14 protein-coding genes and 1 tRNA gene are annotated in these 17,772 nt (G+C 35.7%); 10 read left to right on the top strand and 5 right to left on the bottom strand.

All coding sequences use genetic code 11. The features are described 5' to 3' along the window. Positions 1-49: 49 nt before the first annotated feature. Entirely contained in the window at positions 50-1,264 is a 1,215-nt protein-coding gene (gene dinB, locus UH1x_RS10580) for a DNA polymerase IV (RefSeq protein WP_482621657.1), read from the bottom strand. A 175-nt stretch (positions 1,265-1,439) separates the two neighbouring features. Here dinB and UH1x_RS10575 point away from each other — a divergent pair, with 175 nt between their 5' ends. The 4 genes from UH1x_RS10575 to UH1x_RS10560 all read left to right on the top strand — a co-directional run bounded on the left by UH1x_RS10575 (position 1,440) and on the right by UH1x_RS10560 (position 5,967). Continuing rightward, entirely contained in the window at positions 1,440-2,117 is a 678-nt protein-coding gene (locus UH1x_RS10575; RefSeq protein WP_482621656.1) for an outer membrane beta-barrel protein, read from the top strand. A 279-nt stretch (positions 2,118-2,396) separates the two neighbouring features. Continuing rightward, complete coding sequence (locus UH1x_RS10570) at positions 2,397-3,344, top strand: hypothetical protein (protein ID WP_482621655.1); 948 nt, start codon at positions 2,397-2,399, stop codon at positions 3,342-3,344. Between the two features lie 45 nt (positions 3,345-3,389). Then, entirely contained in the window at positions 3,390-4,751 is a 1,362-nt protein-coding gene (locus tag UH1x_RS10565) for a hypothetical protein (protein WP_482621654.1), read from the top strand. A 172-nt stretch (positions 4,752-4,923) separates the two neighbouring features. After that, complete coding sequence (locus UH1x_RS10560) at positions 4,924-5,967, top strand: DNA cytosine methyltransferase (RefSeq protein WP_482621653.1); 1,044 nt, start codon at positions 4,924-4,926, stop codon at positions 5,965-5,967. A 21-nt stretch (positions 5,968-5,988) separates the two neighbouring features. Here the strand turns inward: UH1x_RS10560 and UH1x_RS10555 are convergent, their stop codons facing one another. Together UH1x_RS10555 and UH1x_RS10550 are read right to left on the bottom strand one after the other, a co-directional pair. Beyond that, a complete protein-coding gene (locus UH1x_RS10555; RefSeq protein WP_482621652.1) occupies positions 5,989-6,831 on the bottom strand; it encodes a CPBP family glutamic-type intramembrane protease in 843 nt (280 codons plus the stop codon). A 158-nt stretch (positions 6,832-6,989) separates the two neighbouring features. Further along, positions 6,990-7,069 (bottom strand) — tRNA-Leu (locus UH1x_RS10550). Positions 7,070-7,260: 191 nt separating this feature from the next. Between UH1x_RS10550 and UH1x_RS10545 the strand changes: the two genes are divergently transcribed. The 3 genes from UH1x_RS10545 to pth all read left to right on the top strand — a co-directional run bounded on the left by UH1x_RS10545 (position 7,261) and on the right by pth (position 9,601). Next, positions 7,261-8,202 (top strand): ribose-phosphate pyrophosphokinase, encoded by a 942-nt coding sequence (locus UH1x_RS10545; protein ID WP_482621651.1) that lies wholly within the window; start codon positions 7,261-7,263, stop codon positions 8,200-8,202. Between the two features lie 41 nt (positions 8,203-8,243). Further along, positions 8,244-8,876, top strand: a complete 633-nt coding sequence (locus UH1x_RS10540; RefSeq protein ID WP_482621650.1) for a 50S ribosomal protein L25/general stress protein Ctc — start codon at positions 8,244-8,246, stop codon at positions 8,874-8,876. A 95-nt stretch (positions 8,877-8,971) separates the two neighbouring features. Then, positions 8,972-9,601 carry an aminoacyl-tRNA hydrolase gene (gene pth / locus UH1x_RS10535; RefSeq protein WP_482621649.1) on the top strand — a complete coding sequence of 210 codons (630 nt, stop codon included), beginning with the start codon at positions 8,972-8,974 and terminating at the stop codon, positions 9,599-9,601. Here the strand turns inward: pth and UH1x_RS10530 are convergent. Further along, positions 9,598-10,248 carry a hypothetical protein gene (locus UH1x_RS10530; RefSeq protein ID WP_482621648.1) on the bottom strand — a complete coding sequence of 217 codons (651 nt, stop codon included), beginning with the start codon at positions 10,246-10,248 and terminating at the stop codon, positions 9,598-9,600. The genes pth and UH1x_RS10530 overlap by 4 nt on opposite strands. A 32-nt stretch (positions 10,249-10,280) precedes the next feature. Continuing rightward, a complete protein-coding gene (locus UH1x_RS10525) occupies positions 10,281-14,045 on the bottom strand; it encodes a zinc-dependent metalloprotease (RefSeq protein WP_482621647.1) in 3,765 nt (1,254 codons plus the stop codon). Between the two features lie 53 nt (positions 14,046-14,098). Between UH1x_RS10525 and UH1x_RS10520 the strand changes: the two genes are divergently transcribed. The 3 genes from UH1x_RS10520 to serS all read left to right on the top strand — a co-directional run bounded on the left by UH1x_RS10520 (position 14,099) and on the right by serS (position 17,711). Continuing rightward, entirely contained in the window at positions 14,099-15,025 is a 927-nt protein-coding gene (locus tag UH1x_RS10520) for a bifunctional riboflavin kinase/FAD synthetase (RefSeq protein ID WP_482621646.1), read from the top strand. 2 nt (positions 15,026-15,027) lie between these two features. Next, a complete protein-coding gene (locus UH1x_RS10515) occupies positions 15,028-16,359 on the top strand; it encodes an HTTM domain-containing protein (RefSeq protein ID WP_482621645.1) in 1,332 nt (443 codons plus the stop codon). Between the two features lie 80 nt (positions 16,360-16,439). Continuing rightward, positions 16,440-17,711 carry a serine--tRNA ligase gene (serS, locus tag UH1x_RS10510; protein WP_482621644.1) on the top strand — a complete coding sequence of 424 codons (1,272 nt, stop codon included), beginning with the start codon at positions 16,440-16,442 and terminating at the stop codon, positions 17,709-17,711. Positions 17,712-17,772: the final 61 nt, after the last annotated feature.

Below are 17,772 nucleotides of genomic sequence, written 5' to 3'. Positions count from 1 at the left end.
TGCGCTCGACCGGACATCACCCCCAAAACATACAGCCAAAAACCAACAACTAGATTTTTCTATGCGCCAACACAACAGGCGGCAATCCGTTGAAAGGGTTATGCATTCTGCCAATTGTTTTTGCTCCCATACCTGATGCCCGCAATACACTTTTGTCTCCGTAGCGTTTTCTAATATTGTCCATAGCGTTGTAAAGACTTAGAATTTCTTCAGTATCATCAAACAGATTAATTTGATAATTACCCGATACTAAATGACTGAAACGTATACCAATTAATCGCACTAACAACCTACGGTTATATAAGGTCTTGAACAGATCTAAAATTTTAGGTATTAGAATATGGTCTCCGCTGGTATAGGGAATACGCATTTGCTTTGAATAAGTATTAAAATCCGAGTACCGAATCTTCACTGAAATACACGCCGTTAGCTTCTCTCCCCTTCGTAATTGATATGCCAAATTTTCGGTCATTGCGATAAGAATACCACGTAGTCTATTTACATCAATAGTGTCTTTGTTAAAAGTTCGTTCTGTAGAGATTGATTTTCGCTCGCAAAACGGAATTACGGGCGTATTATCAATTCCATTAGCACGCTTCCATATTACTCCGCCATTAACACCCAAAACACGTTGCATGACTTCCATGGGCATTTCTTGTACGGTGCGGACTTGTCTCAGTCCAAGGTTCCGTAAGGTTTGATAAGTCTTATCGCCCACCATCGGTATTTTTTTAATGGATAACGGAGCCAAAAAAGGTTTTTCTAACCCTTCATCAATCTTTAATTGATTATTAGGTTTCGCCTCGTTTGTGGCTACTTTAGAAACTACTTTATTAGCTGATAATCCAAAGGAAATGGGGAGTCCCGTTTCTGTAATAATCCTCTTTCGCATTTCTGATGCATATTGGTAGCAACCAAAAAAACGATCCATACCGGTTAGGTCTGCATAGAACTCATCTATACTCGATTTTTCGAATACTGGTACGTACTCTTTTATGATTTCGGTCACTATATCTGAGTGCTTACTATAGTCACCCGCATTACCACGAATTACAACAGCATCAGGGCACAGTTCTCGCGCCATTTTCATGGGCATGCCAGAATGTACACCGAAGCCACGGGTCTCATAACTACACGCCGCTACTACTCCGCGATCTCCGGTACCGCCAACTAACAAAGGCTTATACTGCAACTCACGATTATTTAATCGTTCTACAGAAACATAAAAGGTATCTAAATCGATATGTAAAATGGTTTTGCTCATAACTATCCTTCAAAATTCGGGATAGCTAAATTATGGATTATTTCCAATTATTAGGATTATTTCCATTTTTTAACATTGAAATTAATTTAATGTTACGCAATGGTTAATGTAAGAATTTACATCAATAATGGCATATCAATTGATAGTGCCTAAGTGAACATAAAACATAATACCTATGAAAACATTTTTAATGATTACCGCCATCTGCGTTACCACTTTTTGTGCCGCACAAGAAACCGAAGAAAAACAAATTATCGAAAAAGGGACTTGGAACATTACAGGTAATGCCTCCATAAATTTTTCGAATGGTACGGATCATAGCTATCCAACATCCACTTTCTTGGGTGATATCAGAGAAACATCAAGTAGCTCATTTTCAATAACACCGTCTTTTGGTTATGCCTTTAAAGACAATATAAGTTTGGGGGTAGGTTTACAGTACAGAAATTATACTTCTGAAGGCACCGTAAGTGATGACATTACCAGTAATTCTTCAAAATCAACTCAACACGGTTTAGGAATAACCCCTTACGCAAGAGGTTATAAAGGCATAGGAAAACAACTTTCTCTCTATTTACAAGGCGAGATAAATTATTTTAAATATTGGAATTCCAATAAATTGAATAATCAAAATGAACAAAATGACCATAAAATAAACACTGTATTTATTGGAATACGCCCAGGTATTACCTATTTCTTAAATAAAAAATTAGCAATGGAAGTTACCTATGGTTTTTTAGGATATTCTTTTTCAGAAATTAAATACGATGCAGGAAATTATTCAAAAAACAATAGTTTTAACCTCAACCTAAATACATCTGACCTATTATTTGGGGTCGCTTATTATTTTTAATAGCAATTTAAAAACCCTGTCACCCAACTAACGCTGACAGGGTTCAGAACAGACCGCTCTATCAACGCAATCTAATGCAGAAGTTACAAGTATCCAATGTAGCATCATTGATCAAGGTTGCTGTAGAAAAGAAACTGATTTAGCCCATAAACCTAAAAAAGGGGCAAGAGATTATATTAAATGTCTATAATTTTTCGTTTAATGTCCATATATCTTGTAGATTATAGAGGTATTGAACTAATAACTGTTTAAGCCTATCTTTAAGATAAGACATTACCTATGCGCCAAATTCATTTTATATTATTAGCTGCCTTATTACTAATATCAACTATTGGTAATGCGCAAAATACCGCTACAATAAATATTGTTTCCCCAAATGAAAATACTGCCTGGAATATTCCAGACAAAATTGCATTGCAGTGGAATACCGTAAAAATTGACACCAGTAAATCTATTCGCTTTTTTCTGGTACGAAATGAAATGGTAGTGCAAGAATTGGGTTCTTTTAAGAACGACGGTTTTGAAGACGGAATAGAATTGGCAAAAAACATAGGATCCGGCAATAGGTATCAAGTAGTTGCCATAGAGTTATTCCCAGATGATAAGTTTAATATTGCTAAAAAGGTTACCCCCTTTTTCTCGATTATTAATGCAGCATCAGACGAAAGAAAGAAAAAACAACAATTGGCAAATGTTAATACAAAAACATCCAAGAAAAAACGGTCAAGATCTAAATCTAAAGCAAAGAAAAAAGTAAAAGAACAGATAACACCCAAAGAAACTGCTGTTGTCCAAACCAATAACAATCCTGAGCCAAGAACTGAAAGCAAAACAGATAAGAAATCTGACAACCAACCTGATAGCAAACCTGAAGTTAGAGATAGCTTTGATGGTAGAAAAATTTCATACACCAAAGAATTTGCCTTTGAATCTGAAAATATCACAGTTAAAATTTGGGACCACGGTAGGCAAGATGGCGATATCGTTTCTATTTACCTTAACGGTGTACAAGTAGTTAAACAGTATTATTTAACTTACTGGAAAAAAGAATTTAAAATTAAACTAGACCCTAAAAAATCTAACGATTTATTTCTTTACGCACATAATTTAGGAGATTCACCACCCAACACCGTATCCGTAGAAATATCTGACGGAAAAAAATCTGAAAACATAGTATTGAATTCAGACCTAAAGAGCTGCGAAGCAGTATTGATCAGTGTGAAGTAATTAAACGCCCTCTTACTTACAATGTAACTATCAGTTAAAATATAAATGCCATTTCAATCTTATTTTGATGAACCTGAAAACTATAAAGACCGATTCGGTTTTTATGACCAAGGTGGCTCTCCCTTACTCCTTCAAAAGTTTATTGACACCATTGAGGAGCAAAAAAATGAAATTGAAGAAATCAATATTTCATGGTATTTGTACAACAACCAACATCTACATGATTATCTAAAAGAAGTAGCTACATATGGCATTACAGTTAATGTCATTACCATTCCATTAGAGGGTTATGATCATTCTAACCCAAAAGTTATAGAGAACCTTGTAACGGGCGAGAAATCAAGCACCTCTTTTACTAAATATAATTTAGCTAGAAAGATTTTTGGGGAGATGTATAGAACAACATCACACAAGAATTTCAATCTATATATTTTTTCGCATTTATACGTTAGAAGTGCGCGCGTTAAAAAATTCTCAAGAGGTACACTCCCCTATTCATTACACATCAAATCCGCTTACATCAAAAAGAAAAGTGGCTATATAGTACTAATGAGTTCCTCTAATTTGGCAGTACGGGATTTGGTGAAAAACGAATCAATGATCAGCGTTGAAAATGAACCACTTTATGAGAAAAATATTGAAATTTTTTACAAGAATTTAATTGAGAACTCCATTCCCATTAAAAACTACAAAGCAGCTTTAGATACTAAGTGTAACACTTACGAGAAATTAGAATTTGAATATTCAGATTTGGTAGGTATTACGGCACCATTCTACGACAATTCTGCCCATCTTTTAGAGAAGAAAATATCTGAACATATTTGTGCAGCCAAAGAAAGGATTATTGTTTGTGCTCAGCATTTAGCGGCATTCAATTATGAATTTAACGCAAAACATCATTCTACTATCAAAGAGAATGAGACCCGAAAAGGTATATTGGGCGAAGTTATTGGTATGGCAACAAAAGGTGTAAAAGTAACTTGCCTTTCACAAACCTTTGCTCCTTTAGCTGAAGATGAGGAGAAATTTAAAAAGTCAAATTTTCGGAAACCTGCAAACTCTCATAATTTTCAGCAATTTTTCAGTCAGCTCGCTAAAACTGAAAATGCAGAATACTTTGTCAATGAAAACATACATTCTAAATATATTATCATAGATAACATACTTATATATTGTTCTTATAATTTCACTCCCACCCAATTTATTTATTTGGACAATGTAAAAATCCCAAAATTCAAAAACATGCCAGATTTAAGTTATACCGGAATTCATTGTGAAGTAGGTATGCATCTAGTAATTAAAGACCAAACTACCGTTAAGGCTTTTGAAAATAATGTAGCAGATATCAAACAAAAGAAAGAAACCATACAAGTAGCTAACTTTGGCGGCAAGTCCACGAACTATTAAATTGAAAACATAATTGATATTTAGAGACTGACATTGAAACATTCAATTCTCGATTATCAAGTAAAATAGATGGTTGAATTAAAAGCATTTTGAAAATCTAAAATGTATTTTTGTATGATGTCTTTTCGATATCTTATTTGAAAAACATAGATCAAAAGAATAGCATAAAAAAATGAATATAGTATCCTTTTTTGCTGGAGCAGGCGGATTAGACCTTGGTTTTGAACAAGCTGGCTTTAATGTCATTTGGGCAAATGAATATGACAAGGATATTTGGGAAACGTACCAGAAGAATCACCCTGATACTACATTTGACAAAAGAAGTATAGTTGATATACCTGCGGATGACGTACCCGATTGTGACGGAATTATTGGAGGACCCCCATGTCAAAGCTGGAGTGCAGCTGGGGCAGCAAGAGGTATTCAAGATAAAAGAGGACAGTTGTTTTATGACTTTATCAGAATACTGGAAGCAAAACAACCCAAATTCTTTTTAGCAGAGAACGTAAGTGGAATGCTTATTGGCAAACACAGCACAGCACTTGATGGAATTAAAAAATTGCTAAAAAATGCTGGTGCAGGTTATGATCTATCTTTTAAAATGCTCAACGCATCTGACTATAATGTACCGCAAGACAGAAAAAGAGTGTTCTTTATAGGCATTAGAAAAGACTTAGGTTTCAAATATGAATTCCCTACCGAAACCTTCCCTAAAATAACGCTAGAATCTGCCATAGGCGATTTAGATACAAAAGCAATTCCCGCTTTGGAATTTAATAATACCAATGGCAATAAGTGTACTATTCCCAATCATGAATACATGATCGGTGGTTTTTCAACTATGTTCATGTCTAGAAATCGCGTTCGTAATTGGGACGAGCAATCTTTTACCATACAAGCTGGTGGCAGGCATGCACCTATACATCCGCAAGCACCAAAAATGAAGCTTGTTGAAAAAGACGTGCGTGTCTTTGTTCCTGGCAAAGAGCATCTTTACAGAAGGTTAAGCGTTAGAGAATGTGCACGAATTCAAACCTTTCCTAATGACTTTACCTTTCATTATAAGAAAGTGGCTGCTGGTTATAAAATGATCGGTAATGCAGTACCAGTAAATTTGGCAAAGTTTTTAGCCGGGAGTATTATGACTCAATTAAAGGCTAATGAAACTAAAATAGCTAGTGATAAAAAGGATAAAGCTTATAAGATTTTAGAATAGTCAAAAACTATCTTATAACTACTACCCACCTACAAGTTCTTTTGTTGCCGTATTTATCTTTGGCGGCATAAAATACATAAAAACCAACATGACCAGAAAATAAAGAACTGCAAAAATTGTATAGGTATAGTCACCCGCATCTGGCGAAATTGGCAATAAAACTAAAGACATATTCAACATCGATTGTATAACCAATACACATATTCCGCTTTTGGTTTTTGAATATACAATAGCACACATACCGGCAGCCCCCATCATATTTAAAAATAATGGCCAAACAGGCAAATCTTCTATTACTCCAACATTTATATAAACAGAAGGTAACCACCATAAAGACCATACAAATCCAATAATAAGGCTGGCATAAAATGCTTTTATAGTTTTTGATAGTTCGCGAACGGCATAGCCAATCCATACCACTTCACCTAGAAATGCCCAAGACAATAAGAATAATGTAAATTTTAATGTAGGTATGTAAATCTCGAAATCAAGAATAGACATATCTCCATTATAGAAAGCTACTATTGATAGTGTTATTAAGCCTATTGTAAAAGCGAATAAAAGACCAAACAGATACCACTTTGGATGTACTTTCCAAATCAGCATAGGTCTAAACAAATTCTTTATACCCTCATTTCCTTTTGTAATTTTTACGATAAATAGCAATAAAAACATCAGCGCATAAAAGCGACCGTTGGTATATGGAAAGAAGTCTATAAAACCTTTACTCTTGGCGTAAGTTATCACAAAATTCAACAATGGAGCAAGCGCTAAAAATATCCATATTTCATATTTTTTTAGAAATTTGAACATTCTTGTAGCCGTAGATGAATTATTAGAAATAACCAAACGCTGTTTATTCATTACTATACTATATTTTAAGCTGGTGAACAGTTATAATAAAGACTAAAATAGAGTAAACATTTTTTAAGATTTAAATTTTAAGAAAAATACAACATATAATTAGCAATTAATGAAAATTAAAAAACCCTCTTAATCAAATGATTAAGAGGGTTTAGAAGTACTCGAGGCGGGAATCGAACCCGCACTCCGAAGAACTGGATTTTGAATCCAGCGCGTCTACCAGTTCCGCCACTCGAGCATATTTTACCGTTAAGAAACGACATCCTGTAAAACAGGACTGCAAAACTAAATAATTATTTTCTTTCCAACACCAAAAATATCCAGTTTTATGCATTAGCAACCAAATTTAATTTTTAAATTTGCACCTCCTTAAAAACAAAAGACTCGATATTTTATTGAATCAACTGTTTGGAAAACAATTAGAAAGACATGCCATACCAAGTTCCACAACCGAAAATATTTGCTTGTACACAAAGTGAAATCTTAGGCGAGAAAATCGCTAAGGCTTACGGAACGGAATTGGGTAAGATATCTTTTTCTCGCTACAGTGATGGGGAGTTTCAACCTTCTTTTGAAGAATCTATTCGTGGAACACGAATTTTTATTATAGGTTCTACACATCCTGGTCCAGAAAACTTAATGGAAATGTTGTTGATGATAGATGCTGCAAAAAGAGCATCTGCAAGACACATTACTGCGGTAATGCCATACTTTGGTTGGGCAAGACAAGATAGAAAAGACAAACCTAGAGTACCAATTGCAGCCAAACTGGTTGCCAAAATGCTTGAAACAGCAGGTGCTACTAGAATTATCACTATGGACCTGCATGCAGACCAAATACAAGGTTTCTTTGAAAAGCCAGTAGATCATCTGTTTGCATCTACATTGTTTCTACCATATCTAAAAAACTTAGGTTTAAAAGACCTTACTATTGCTTCTCCAGATATGGGTGGTTCTAAAAGAGCTTATGCATATTCTAAAGCTTTGGATAGCGATGTTGTGGTATGTTACAAACAAAGAGCCAAAGCCAATGTAATTTCACATATGGAATTAATAGGTGATGTACAGGGCAAAAACGTTGTACTTGTGGATGACATGGTAGATACCGCAGGAACTTTAACAAAAGCAGCAGATTTAATGATGGAGCGTGGTGCTATTAGCGTTAGAGCTATTACAACACACGGTTTATTATCTGGTGATGCATATGAAAAGATTGAAAACTCTAAGCTTACCGAATTGATCATTACAGATTCTATTCCTATTGAAGTTAAGAGTGATAAAGTAAAGGTATTGACCTGTGCCAATCTATTTGCAGAGGTAATGGATAAGGTTCATAACAATAACTCTATATCTTCTAAGTTCTTAATGTAAGATTAGAAGCAAAACAAGAATATTAATTTTTTATATATATAATGAAAGCAATTACAATTAAAGGATCAGAAAGAGAAAGCGTGGGCAAAAAGGCAACGAAAGCCCTACGTAATGCTGGAAAGGTTCCTTGCGTGGTATACGGAGGGGATAAACCATTACACTTTTCAGCAGATGAACTAGCGTTCAGAGATTTGGTTTACACTCCAAATGCACACACAGTTGCAATTGAATTGGATGGCGGAACTTCGGTTAAAGCTATCATGCAAGATATTCAGTTTCACCCTGTAACAGATGCCATCATCCATATTGATTTTTATCAATTATTCGATGATAAAATGGTTACTATGAATATTCCTGTAACATTAGAAGGAAATTCTCCAGGTGTACGTAATGGTGGACGTTTATTATTCAGAAAACGTAAACTTGCAATTAAAGCTTTACCAAGTAAATTACCAGATTTCTTTAACGTCGATATTTCTAAATTGAAAATCGGTCAAAATATTTCTGTAGCATCATTAATGAGTGAAGATTTCACCATCTTACACCCAGAAAGTCAAGTTGTTGTACAAGTTAAAACTGCTCGTACCGCTGTTGTGGCCGATGATGAAGATGAAGAAGGAGAAGAAGGAGCTGAAGGTGCAGAAGGTGCATCTGAAGAAGCTGCTCAAGAATAGTCTTAAAAGTCTTAAAAGTCTTAATTATACATTAAAGCATCCTGGTACTTGTATCAGGATGCTTTTGTATTTTTACACCCTAAATTAAACTATCCATGTTCCAGTTTTTAAAATCTCTTTTTAATAACCAGAACATAATTACAGAAGAGAAAGATCCCATGAAGAAATTTTTAATCGTTGGCCTTGGCAACATAGGAGAGGAATATGCAGAAACTCGTCATAATATAGGTTTTAAAGTACTGGACGAAGTAGCCAAAGTAAATGACTTTACTTTTGAAACCGCTAAACTTGGTGATATTGGATCATATAAAATTAAAGGCAGAACAATTATTTGCCTTAAACCATCTACTTACATGAACCGCAGCGGTAAAGCTTTGAAGTATTGGATGGATAAAGAAAAAATTCCTCAAAGTAATGTTTTAGTAATAACCGACGATATCAATTTACCTTTTGGAACTATTCGTATAAAAACAAAGGGAAGCAATGGCGGGCACAACGGATTAAAGGATATAGAGCTGTTTCTTCAAACCATTCTATACAATAGGTATAGATTTGGCGTGGGAGCAGATTTTGGCAAAGGCAGACAGGTAGAATATGTATTGGGCCAATGGAACGATGAGGAAAAAGAACTAATGCCAGAACGTTTAAAAAAATCCACAGAAATTATTAATTCGTTCGCACTTGCAGGAATAGCAAGAACCATGAATCAATTTAATAATTCTTAAAGTACTTTAAAGGAATACACCCCGGTATCCGATCTATTACCCTCTTCGTCAATTACAATTACTTTCCAGTAATAGACAGTATCTGATGTTACTGAAACGTTTACACTTGTTACGGTGGCAGATACTTCCCTAATTAAATCTATTGGCGGTGTTTCTACGGAGAAATACACTTCATAGCTAGCAATATCATCGTCTAAATCAGACGCAGACCACGATAGTTCCACCTCGTTATTAATATCCTTGAATACGTTATCTGAAGAAGCGGGACTTATGATAGTTGCAGGAAATGGTGCAAATGTGGATCTTGATCCTGCATTATTAAAATACCATTCTTGACTAGAAACAGTTTCTTCTACTTCACTATTTCTAGAACGAACAAACCAAGAAAATTGTGCTCCTTTAGCCAAGGGTAATTTAGCTGAACTAGAAGCTGATACAATTGTCTGTACAGTACTTGTTTCTATATTGGTAACACGCAATTCATAGGTCTCCGTATTATCCGCTAAATTCCACCTGAACTCTACTTGACTGGTTTCCTCACCTAAACTGACACCTGTAGTACACTCAGAATTTTCCTCAGGAAACACCAAAAGAACCGCTTCTGGTGGGTTTGCCGCACTTTTCTTCTTACAGCTGGTCACAGCCATAAACAAACATATTATAAGCACTAAAAAACGCATCATTCTTTAATTACTTTAGAAGTTCCTTTAATAGTTCTACCCTCATACTTCAAATAATAAATACCCGTAGAAAGCGAACTCAAATCAAGCTGCATTACACCACCAATCACCATAATCTTTTTATTAAAAATATACCTGCCATCGGCACTAAAAACACTTACGGTTACTTCTTCCTGTTGCGCACCTAAATACACCTCAACAATATCTTTCACGGGATTTGGATATACTACCGGTTCTACATAAAAACCAATCTGTTCTTCATAAACACCTTGACAAGGTATATCCGTATATACTTTCAATGTATTTAATCCTTTAACTAAATCCAATGCTATTATTGATTCTTCTGTTTGCACGGCTACACCGTTCAATTCAATTGTATAAAAAGAAGAACCATTCATTTCAAGCGTTACCTGAGAGCCATCTACTGCAACTTTAGAAGTTACACTTAATGCTGAAGGTTCTGTAATCTGCACCTCAACACAATATTCTTGGTACGCTATTACACTATCGGTCCCAGTTATACATAAAGTATATGTCCCGGATTCCAGATTAGCTAAATTAAACGCATTTGAAAAGTTCTGGGTTAGATTTAATCCGTTACCAGTAACTACTACTTCATAATCAAGAGCCAATTTGGGTACTATAGATAAAGAACCGTCATTATTATCTCTACATGTTTCACTTTCTAAGCTAACAATAAAGTTCTCTTCCGGAAAACGATAAATAGCACAACCAGAAGCATCTACCTCTTGACCAGCCGGAGTACCTAAACACAAATCATCACCATCATCAAATACTCCATCATTATCTGCATCTGGCCTAAACTCACCCTCTACACAAGCTTCAAGAACAAATGAATTTAAACTCCCACCATCAGATGGGGCATTATCTTTAACCTCTAATGTCCACTCGCCAAGAATCGATTCACCATTAAATGAACTTAAACTTCCCAATGATTTTACCGAACCACTAATCCCCGGACTTACAGAACAGTTAAATGCCGCACTATCATCATCAAAAGTGGCATTGATATCACGTGAATCTCCACAAGAATTAGAAACTAAGGTTACCGTAGTACCAGCAGGGCTAGTAAGACTAATTACCAAATCAGCTAAAAATGTATGTTCTATATCAAGCTGCACATTGATGTCCGCAACAGGTAAATCCTCAAAAAACACGATTTTAGATGTAATCACCGGCGTACCGCTACTTGATATAGCGATCGGCGTACCTGTAGCACTTTTTGTAGTGCAATTAAATTGTACCGTAGAGAAGCTAAAAGGAGCACTAAAAACACCTTCCCCACAATCGTTTTTTGGTTTTACCCTCCAAAAATAAGTGCTATTATTATCCACTAGCGTTGGTGAGAACGAACCGCCGTTAACAGTACTTGATTCTATAATAGTTGTAAAACTAGCATCAGCTGCAATTTCAACATCGTATAGTGTATTCCCTATAGATGTTTCCCATTCCAGCATCACGTCTGTAGAGGCATTCTCAAAACCATCTATAGGAGAAACCAAAACTACTTCTTCAAATTCATCGTCATAAATTCTTAACTGTAATGTGATTTCTTTTGTAACCGTATCTGCGCTAGACACAACCCTAATAGGGTATATACCGGCGTCTACGGCAGAAATACCTTCGAAATCAATAGTAACCAACGTATCGTCAGCATCAGCAACTGTAGGTGTAAAAGTTGCCGTAATACCAATGGGCAAATCAAGCACACTAAACGTACTTTCTTCATCGAAACCCAAATCAGTTTCATAAGTGAAATCAATACTTAAATCATCGGGTGTACAAATATCAAAAACCAACTCGTCAAAATTAAGTACGACTTCTGATGGAGTAATGGAAAAATTAGCATCATTGACAGCAAAGAAAATATTACCATCTGCCTTGATCATAATACGCCCTGTACTAGTAGTTATATTTGGTATGATAATAGTCTGACTACCATCGTTCAAAGTATTTTCCTCTAGAACAATTGGAAAAGTGACCCCACGATCTGTAGATAATAATATGGAAACAGTTTCAGCGTTTACGGGTGATATATCTGTATTGGCAACATCCCAAGTAATAGTTTGTATAGAGCCAGCTTCAAAAGACTCTTCTGTAGCTTGCGAACTTATTAAAAAAGGACCGGCTTCATTACTTACAGTTACCGTCATTTCATCAGAATCTGACTGTCCGCCATTTAAAGCATTATCTCTAACCGTTAATGAAAAGTTTAAATCACGACCAACATTAGACAGCGTTTCCCAAGCAGAACCTGAGGTCGGTACTGTTTGCGTTAATTCCCCATTTAAAATTCTATTTAAATTAGGAAAATATCGTTCTGGAGTTAGTTTAGGTGGCAATGATCTAAAATTAGCTCCTGCAGGATTATCCGGTCCAAATGTAGCCTGTGTAACTATACCGTTATCGATCTGTTCCCAAGTATAGCTCAATACGTTTGTGGCATCAACATCGGTGGCCTCACCTGTAAGCACAAATGGTGTACCTTTTGGTATCACGTAATCTGTTAAAGGAGTAATTGTTGGAGGGTTATTGGTAAGAATCTCTGTCTCTCCACATGAAATAGTTTCAAGGTAATCCCTTATCTGAACTATACTCACGTAATGAAAATAATCATCACTATTTGAGGCTACATTATTTACACCAGTAATACCTGCATAACCCATAATGGTAGTACCACTTGCAGGCTCTACTTGTACCGTTGTACCTTCTGAAATATGTGAAAAAGAGTGATTGGCCCCAAACTGGTGCCCCATTTCATGCGCAACCAAATCAATATCAAAAGCATCACCCACAGGTGAAGATAAGGTAGTATAACCACTACCCTTTCTACTATCCGTACAAACGGCACCAATAAAACCCGAATTACCATCTAATGTATTATCCTGTTGATTGAAAAGATGCCCGATATCATAATTAGCCTCACCAATTACACTTGTTAATGTATTTTGTACTTGACTACTTAAACTACCCGTATAAGGATCTGTATCTGGATCTGTATAAATTACAAGATCGGTATTGTCTATCAACTCTAGGGTTATCGCCAAATCGCGTTCAAATACGGCATTTATTCTTGTTAGCGTAGCATTAATTGCTGCAAGGGCATCTGCCTTTGTACCACCATGAAACTCCGTATACTCCCCTGAAGCTGAGATTGCCACCCTAAACTTTCTTAAAGATTGACCATCTATCAGTTTAGCCGTAAGATTTTGCGAATATTCTTTGATTTCGGGTACAGTCTTACATACAAAATCCACATCGCGCTTATCTTGATCTGTTCTACGATACAACACATAGGTATCATCAGCAGATTTTTGCATAAACAAAGCTCCGTTTTCCCCAGAAGTCATCATGGTACTTTGTATCCCCCTATCCGAAACGCTAAATCGAATTTGTTTAGTAGCATCGTGCAAGGCAATACCTTTATAAGATTTTATGGATGGGTATTTAAGGGAAAGTCCTTTGGAAAAGAGGTGTGCATCTTCCACTAAAAACGGAATTAATTTACCGGTTTCATCTGGAAAATAAACAATTATAGAAGATTCGTTATTTGTAAGTGCCTGTAAAAACTGTTGTTGATCAAGGGTAAACGCAGTTCCTTTATTTACTCGTAACTGCTGCTTAGTGAATTGTTTAGCCGTATTGTTTAATTCCGTATTTTTCCAATATGCAGTTTGAGCCAAACCGGAAAAGGAAAGAAATACTATGGTAATTGTAAAAACTAGGCGTAATTTTGCAATCATTAAGAGGCTTTTAACTCAAAATCAAATATAAGTCTTTTTATTTTCTATCACAGGTGATTACAGTCCGCAACATTTCTAAATACAAAGAAGAACACCCTACGGTCATTACCATAGGCACCTTTGACGGCGTGCATATAGGTCACTTGAAAATACTTAATAAAATCATAAACCATGCCAAGAATACCGAATTAAAATCTTCGGTACTTACATTTTTTCCGCACCCAAGAATGGTGTTACAAAAAGACACCAATATAAAATTATTGAATACCATAGAGGAAAAAATAGGCATCTTGGAGAAACTTGGTCTTGACATACTTATTATTCACCCTTTTACTAAAGAATTCTCTAGACTTACAGCAACCGAATTTGTTCGCGATATGCTCGTAAATACATTAAAGATCAAAAAAGTAATTATAGGGTATGACCATAGATTTGGTCGCAATAGAAATGCCAATATCACTGATTTGATCACATTTGGAAGCACTTATGATTTTACGGTAGATGAGATACCTGCTCAAGAAATTGACGATGTATCTGTAAGTTCAACAAAAATCAGAAAAGCATTAGAAGACGGTGATATTGAAACTGCTAATAGCTACCTAGGCTATGAATATATGCTTACCGGAACAATCATTAAGGGTAAAGGGATTGGTAAACAATTGGGATACCCAACAGCGAACCTTTCAATAGCTGAAGATTACAAGCTAATACCTAAAAACGGTGCATACATTGTAAACAGTATCTTGAACGATAAAGTTATTTATGGTATGATGAATATAGGGTATAACCCAACCGTAAATGGCACGGAAAAATCCATAGAAATTAATTATTTCGATTTTGATAGTGATTTGTACGACTTAAAAATTCAAGTTAATATTTTGGTTCGTTTACGAGATGAGCATAAATTTGAATCTGTTGATGCTCTCAAAGCACAATTAGCAAAAGACAAAGAAAAATCGCTTCAATACATTAATCGGTAAATATGCTCAACAGGTTATTATTTCAACGTATAGATAATAGCCCATTAATTATCTTTCGCATATTTTTTGGCATACTCGTTTCTCTTGAATGCTTTGGCGCTATTGCTACTGGTTGGGTAAAGCGGAATTTAATCTCCCCCAAGTACACTTTCCCCTTTATAGATTTTGAATTTCTACAGCCACTGCCCGGTAACGGCATGTATTTCTATTTTGTATTAATGGGGTTACTAGGTCTTTTCATTGCCGTAGGGTTCAAATATCGATTAAGTATCATATCATTTACCGTGCTGTGGACTGCAACATATTTAATGCAAAAAACGGCTTATAACAATCATTACTACTTACTCATATTAATATCATTGATAATGTGTTTTTTTCCTGCGGAAAGAAGCCGGTCCTATGATGTAAAAATGAAACCCGAACTAGAAAGCAATTCAATGTACGCCTATGTAAAATGGATAGTAGTGCTTCAATTGTTTATCGTCTACGTATACGCCTCAATTGCTAAAATGTATGGAGATTGGCTTGATTTTAGTACCATAGCCGTATTAATGCATTCTAAAAAAAGTTATTGGTTAGTTGGTGCTATTTTACAAGAACCTTGGATACATAGTATTATTGGATCCGTTGGCATTCTGTTTGATTTACTTATTGTACCCGCCCTACTCTGGAAACCAACAAGGAAAGCGGCTTTCTTCATCTCACTTTTCTTTCATCTATTCAATTCCATCATATTTCAGATTGGCATATTCCCTTATTTATCCATTGCCTTCAGTGTTTTCTTTTTTGAGCCAGAAACCATTCGTAAGATTTTCTTCAAGACGAAACCGGCATTTGTATCATCCTATTCTACAACACCAAATTACAGCAACACAATTCTAGCAATAGCAACTATCTACTTCATAATTCAATTAGTATTACCTATAAGACACCATGCCATTAAAGATGACGTGCTGTGGAGCGAAGAAGGCCATAGAATGAGCTGGCGTATGATGCTACGTAGCAGACAGGGTAAAGGTAGGTTTAAAGTAGTTGACAAAGACACTAAAGAAGAGTTCATCATAAAACCTAAAGATTATGTATCTAGAGGTCAAGAACGCAAAATATTTGCTTATCCGGATTTTGCTTGGCAGTTTGCCCAATATTTAAAAAAGGAGTTTGAACAAGAAGGTAGAAACGTTTCGGTATACCTAGAAAACTCCAAAATCAGTATCAACCGTAAACCATATGTACCCTTTATAGACGCTAAAACTGATTTGGCGGCAGAGACATGGTACCAAACAAAACATCACGACTGGATTCGCCCCTCTAACTTCGGAAAGTCCAAAAAGTAGTTTAATACAGGTTTAGTCCGTAAAAGTACCTGCTATAAATATAAGATTAATGTAAATTTGCAGTCAAATACAATTCAATAATGTTACAAATACAGACCATAAGAGATAATCAAGAAGATATTATCCTTGCCCTTGGAAAAAGAAATATTGATGCACAACCCTTAATTGAAAAAGTGCTTCAATTAGATGAAAACAGACGTGCTGCCCAAACAAGTTTGGACAACGTTTTGGCAGAATCGAATAAAATTTCCAAAGAAATCGGTGTTTTGTACAAAACTGGAAAAGTTCAAGAAGCAAATTTATTAAAAGAACAAACGGTAAAGCTAAAAGAAGAATCTAAACAATTAGGTGAAGATTTAAACGCGGCAGAAGAAGAGCTACAAAACCTTCTTTACCAACTACCGAATGCACCGCATGCTTCTGTAAAAAAAGGTTCAACTGAAGAAGATAATGAAGAAATATTCAGCGAAGGTGATGTTCCTAAATTGGTTGAAGGCGCCCTACCACATTGGGAGTTGGCGAAGAAGTACGACATCATAGATTTTGAATTAGGTGTTAAAATTGCAGGCGCAGGGTTTCCGGTTTATAAAGGCAAAGGTGCTCGTTTACAACGTGCTTTAATCGCTTATTTCTTAGATAAAAATACCGAAGCAGGTTATACTGAAATTCAGGTGCCACATTTGGTAAACGAACTATCTGGTTATGGCACAGGTCAATTGCCAGACAAGGAAGGTCAAATGTACCATGTAACAGCAGACGACCTTTATTTGATACCAACGGCAGAGGTTCCGGTAACTAACATATTTAGAGACGTTATTGTAAAGGAAAGTGATTTCCCTATTACCTACACGGGGTATACCCCATGTTTTAGAAGAGAAGCAGGTAGTTATGGTGCACATGTGCGTGGCCTAAATCGTCTACACCAATTCGATAAAGTAGAAATTGTACGTGTAGAGCATCCTTCAAAATCATATGATGCCTTAGATGGTATGGTTGATCACGTAAAGAACATTCTACGAGAATTAAAATTACCATACCGAATTCTAAGACTATGTGGTGGTGATTTAGGTTTTACAGCTGCACTTACGTTTGACTTTGAAGTGTTCTCAACTGCACAAGATAGATGGTTAGAAATTAGCTCTGTTTCTAACTTTGAAACATACCAGGCTAATAGATTAAAACTACGTTTTAAGGATGAAAACGGAAAAAATCAACTAGCTCATACGTTAAACGGTAGCTCATTGGCCTTACCACGTGTATTAGCGGGGATTCTAGAGAATTATCAAACTGCAGACGGCATTAAAATACCGGACGTATTAGTTCCCTATTGTGGATTTGATATGATTGATTAATTTCTAAAAATGTTGCTTTTTAGTAACTGCTAGATTTTTCTAATATATAGTATTGAATAAA

This window comes from Maribacter sp. UH1, from assembly GCF_056839145.1.
Note: the sequence above shows the minus strand (reverse complement) of the source record. Positions and strands in the feature narration are given on the sequence as shown.

Coding starts and splice junctions, on each gene's coding strand:
- dinB (WP_482621657.1), bottom strand. CDS start 1,264: ATGAGCAAAACCATTTTACATATCGATTTAGATACCTTTTATGTTTCT.
- UH1x_RS10575 (WP_482621656.1), top strand. CDS start 1,440: ATGAAAACATTTTTAATGATTACCGCCATCTGCGTTACCACTTTTTGT.
- UH1x_RS10570 (WP_482621655.1), top strand. CDS start 2,397: ATGCGCCAAATTCATTTTATATTATTAGCTGCCTTATTACTAATATCA.
- UH1x_RS10565 (WP_482621654.1), top strand. CDS start 3,390: ATGCCATTTCAATCTTATTTTGATGAACCTGAAAACTATAAAGACCGA.
- UH1x_RS10560 (WP_482621653.1), top strand. CDS start 4,924: ATGAATATAGTATCCTTTTTTGCTGGAGCAGGCGGATTAGACCTTGGT.
- UH1x_RS10555 (WP_482621652.1), bottom strand. CDS start 6,831: ATGAATAAACAGCGTTTGGTTATTTCTAATAATTCATCTACGGCTACA.
- UH1x_RS10545 (WP_482621651.1), top strand. CDS start 7,261: ATGCCATACCAAGTTCCACAACCGAAAATATTTGCTTGTACACAAAGT.
- UH1x_RS10540 (WP_482621650.1), top strand. CDS start 8,244: ATGAAAGCAATTACAATTAAAGGATCAGAAAGAGAAAGCGTGGGCAAA.
- pth (WP_482621649.1), top strand. CDS start 8,972: ATGTTCCAGTTTTTAAAATCTCTTTTTAATAACCAGAACATAATTACA.
- UH1x_RS10530 (WP_482621648.1), bottom strand. CDS start 10,248: ATGGCTGTGACCAGCTGTAAGAAGAAAAGTGCGGCAAACCCACCAGAA.
- UH1x_RS10525 (WP_482621647.1), bottom strand. CDS start 14,045: ATGATTGCAAAATTACGCCTAGTTTTTACAATTACCATAGTATTTCTT.
- UH1x_RS10515 (WP_482621645.1), top strand. CDS start 15,028: ATGCTCAACAGGTTATTATTTCAACGTATAGATAATAGCCCATTAATT.
- serS (WP_482621644.1), top strand. CDS start 16,440: ATGTTACAAATACAGACCATAAGAGATAATCAAGAAGATATTATCCTT.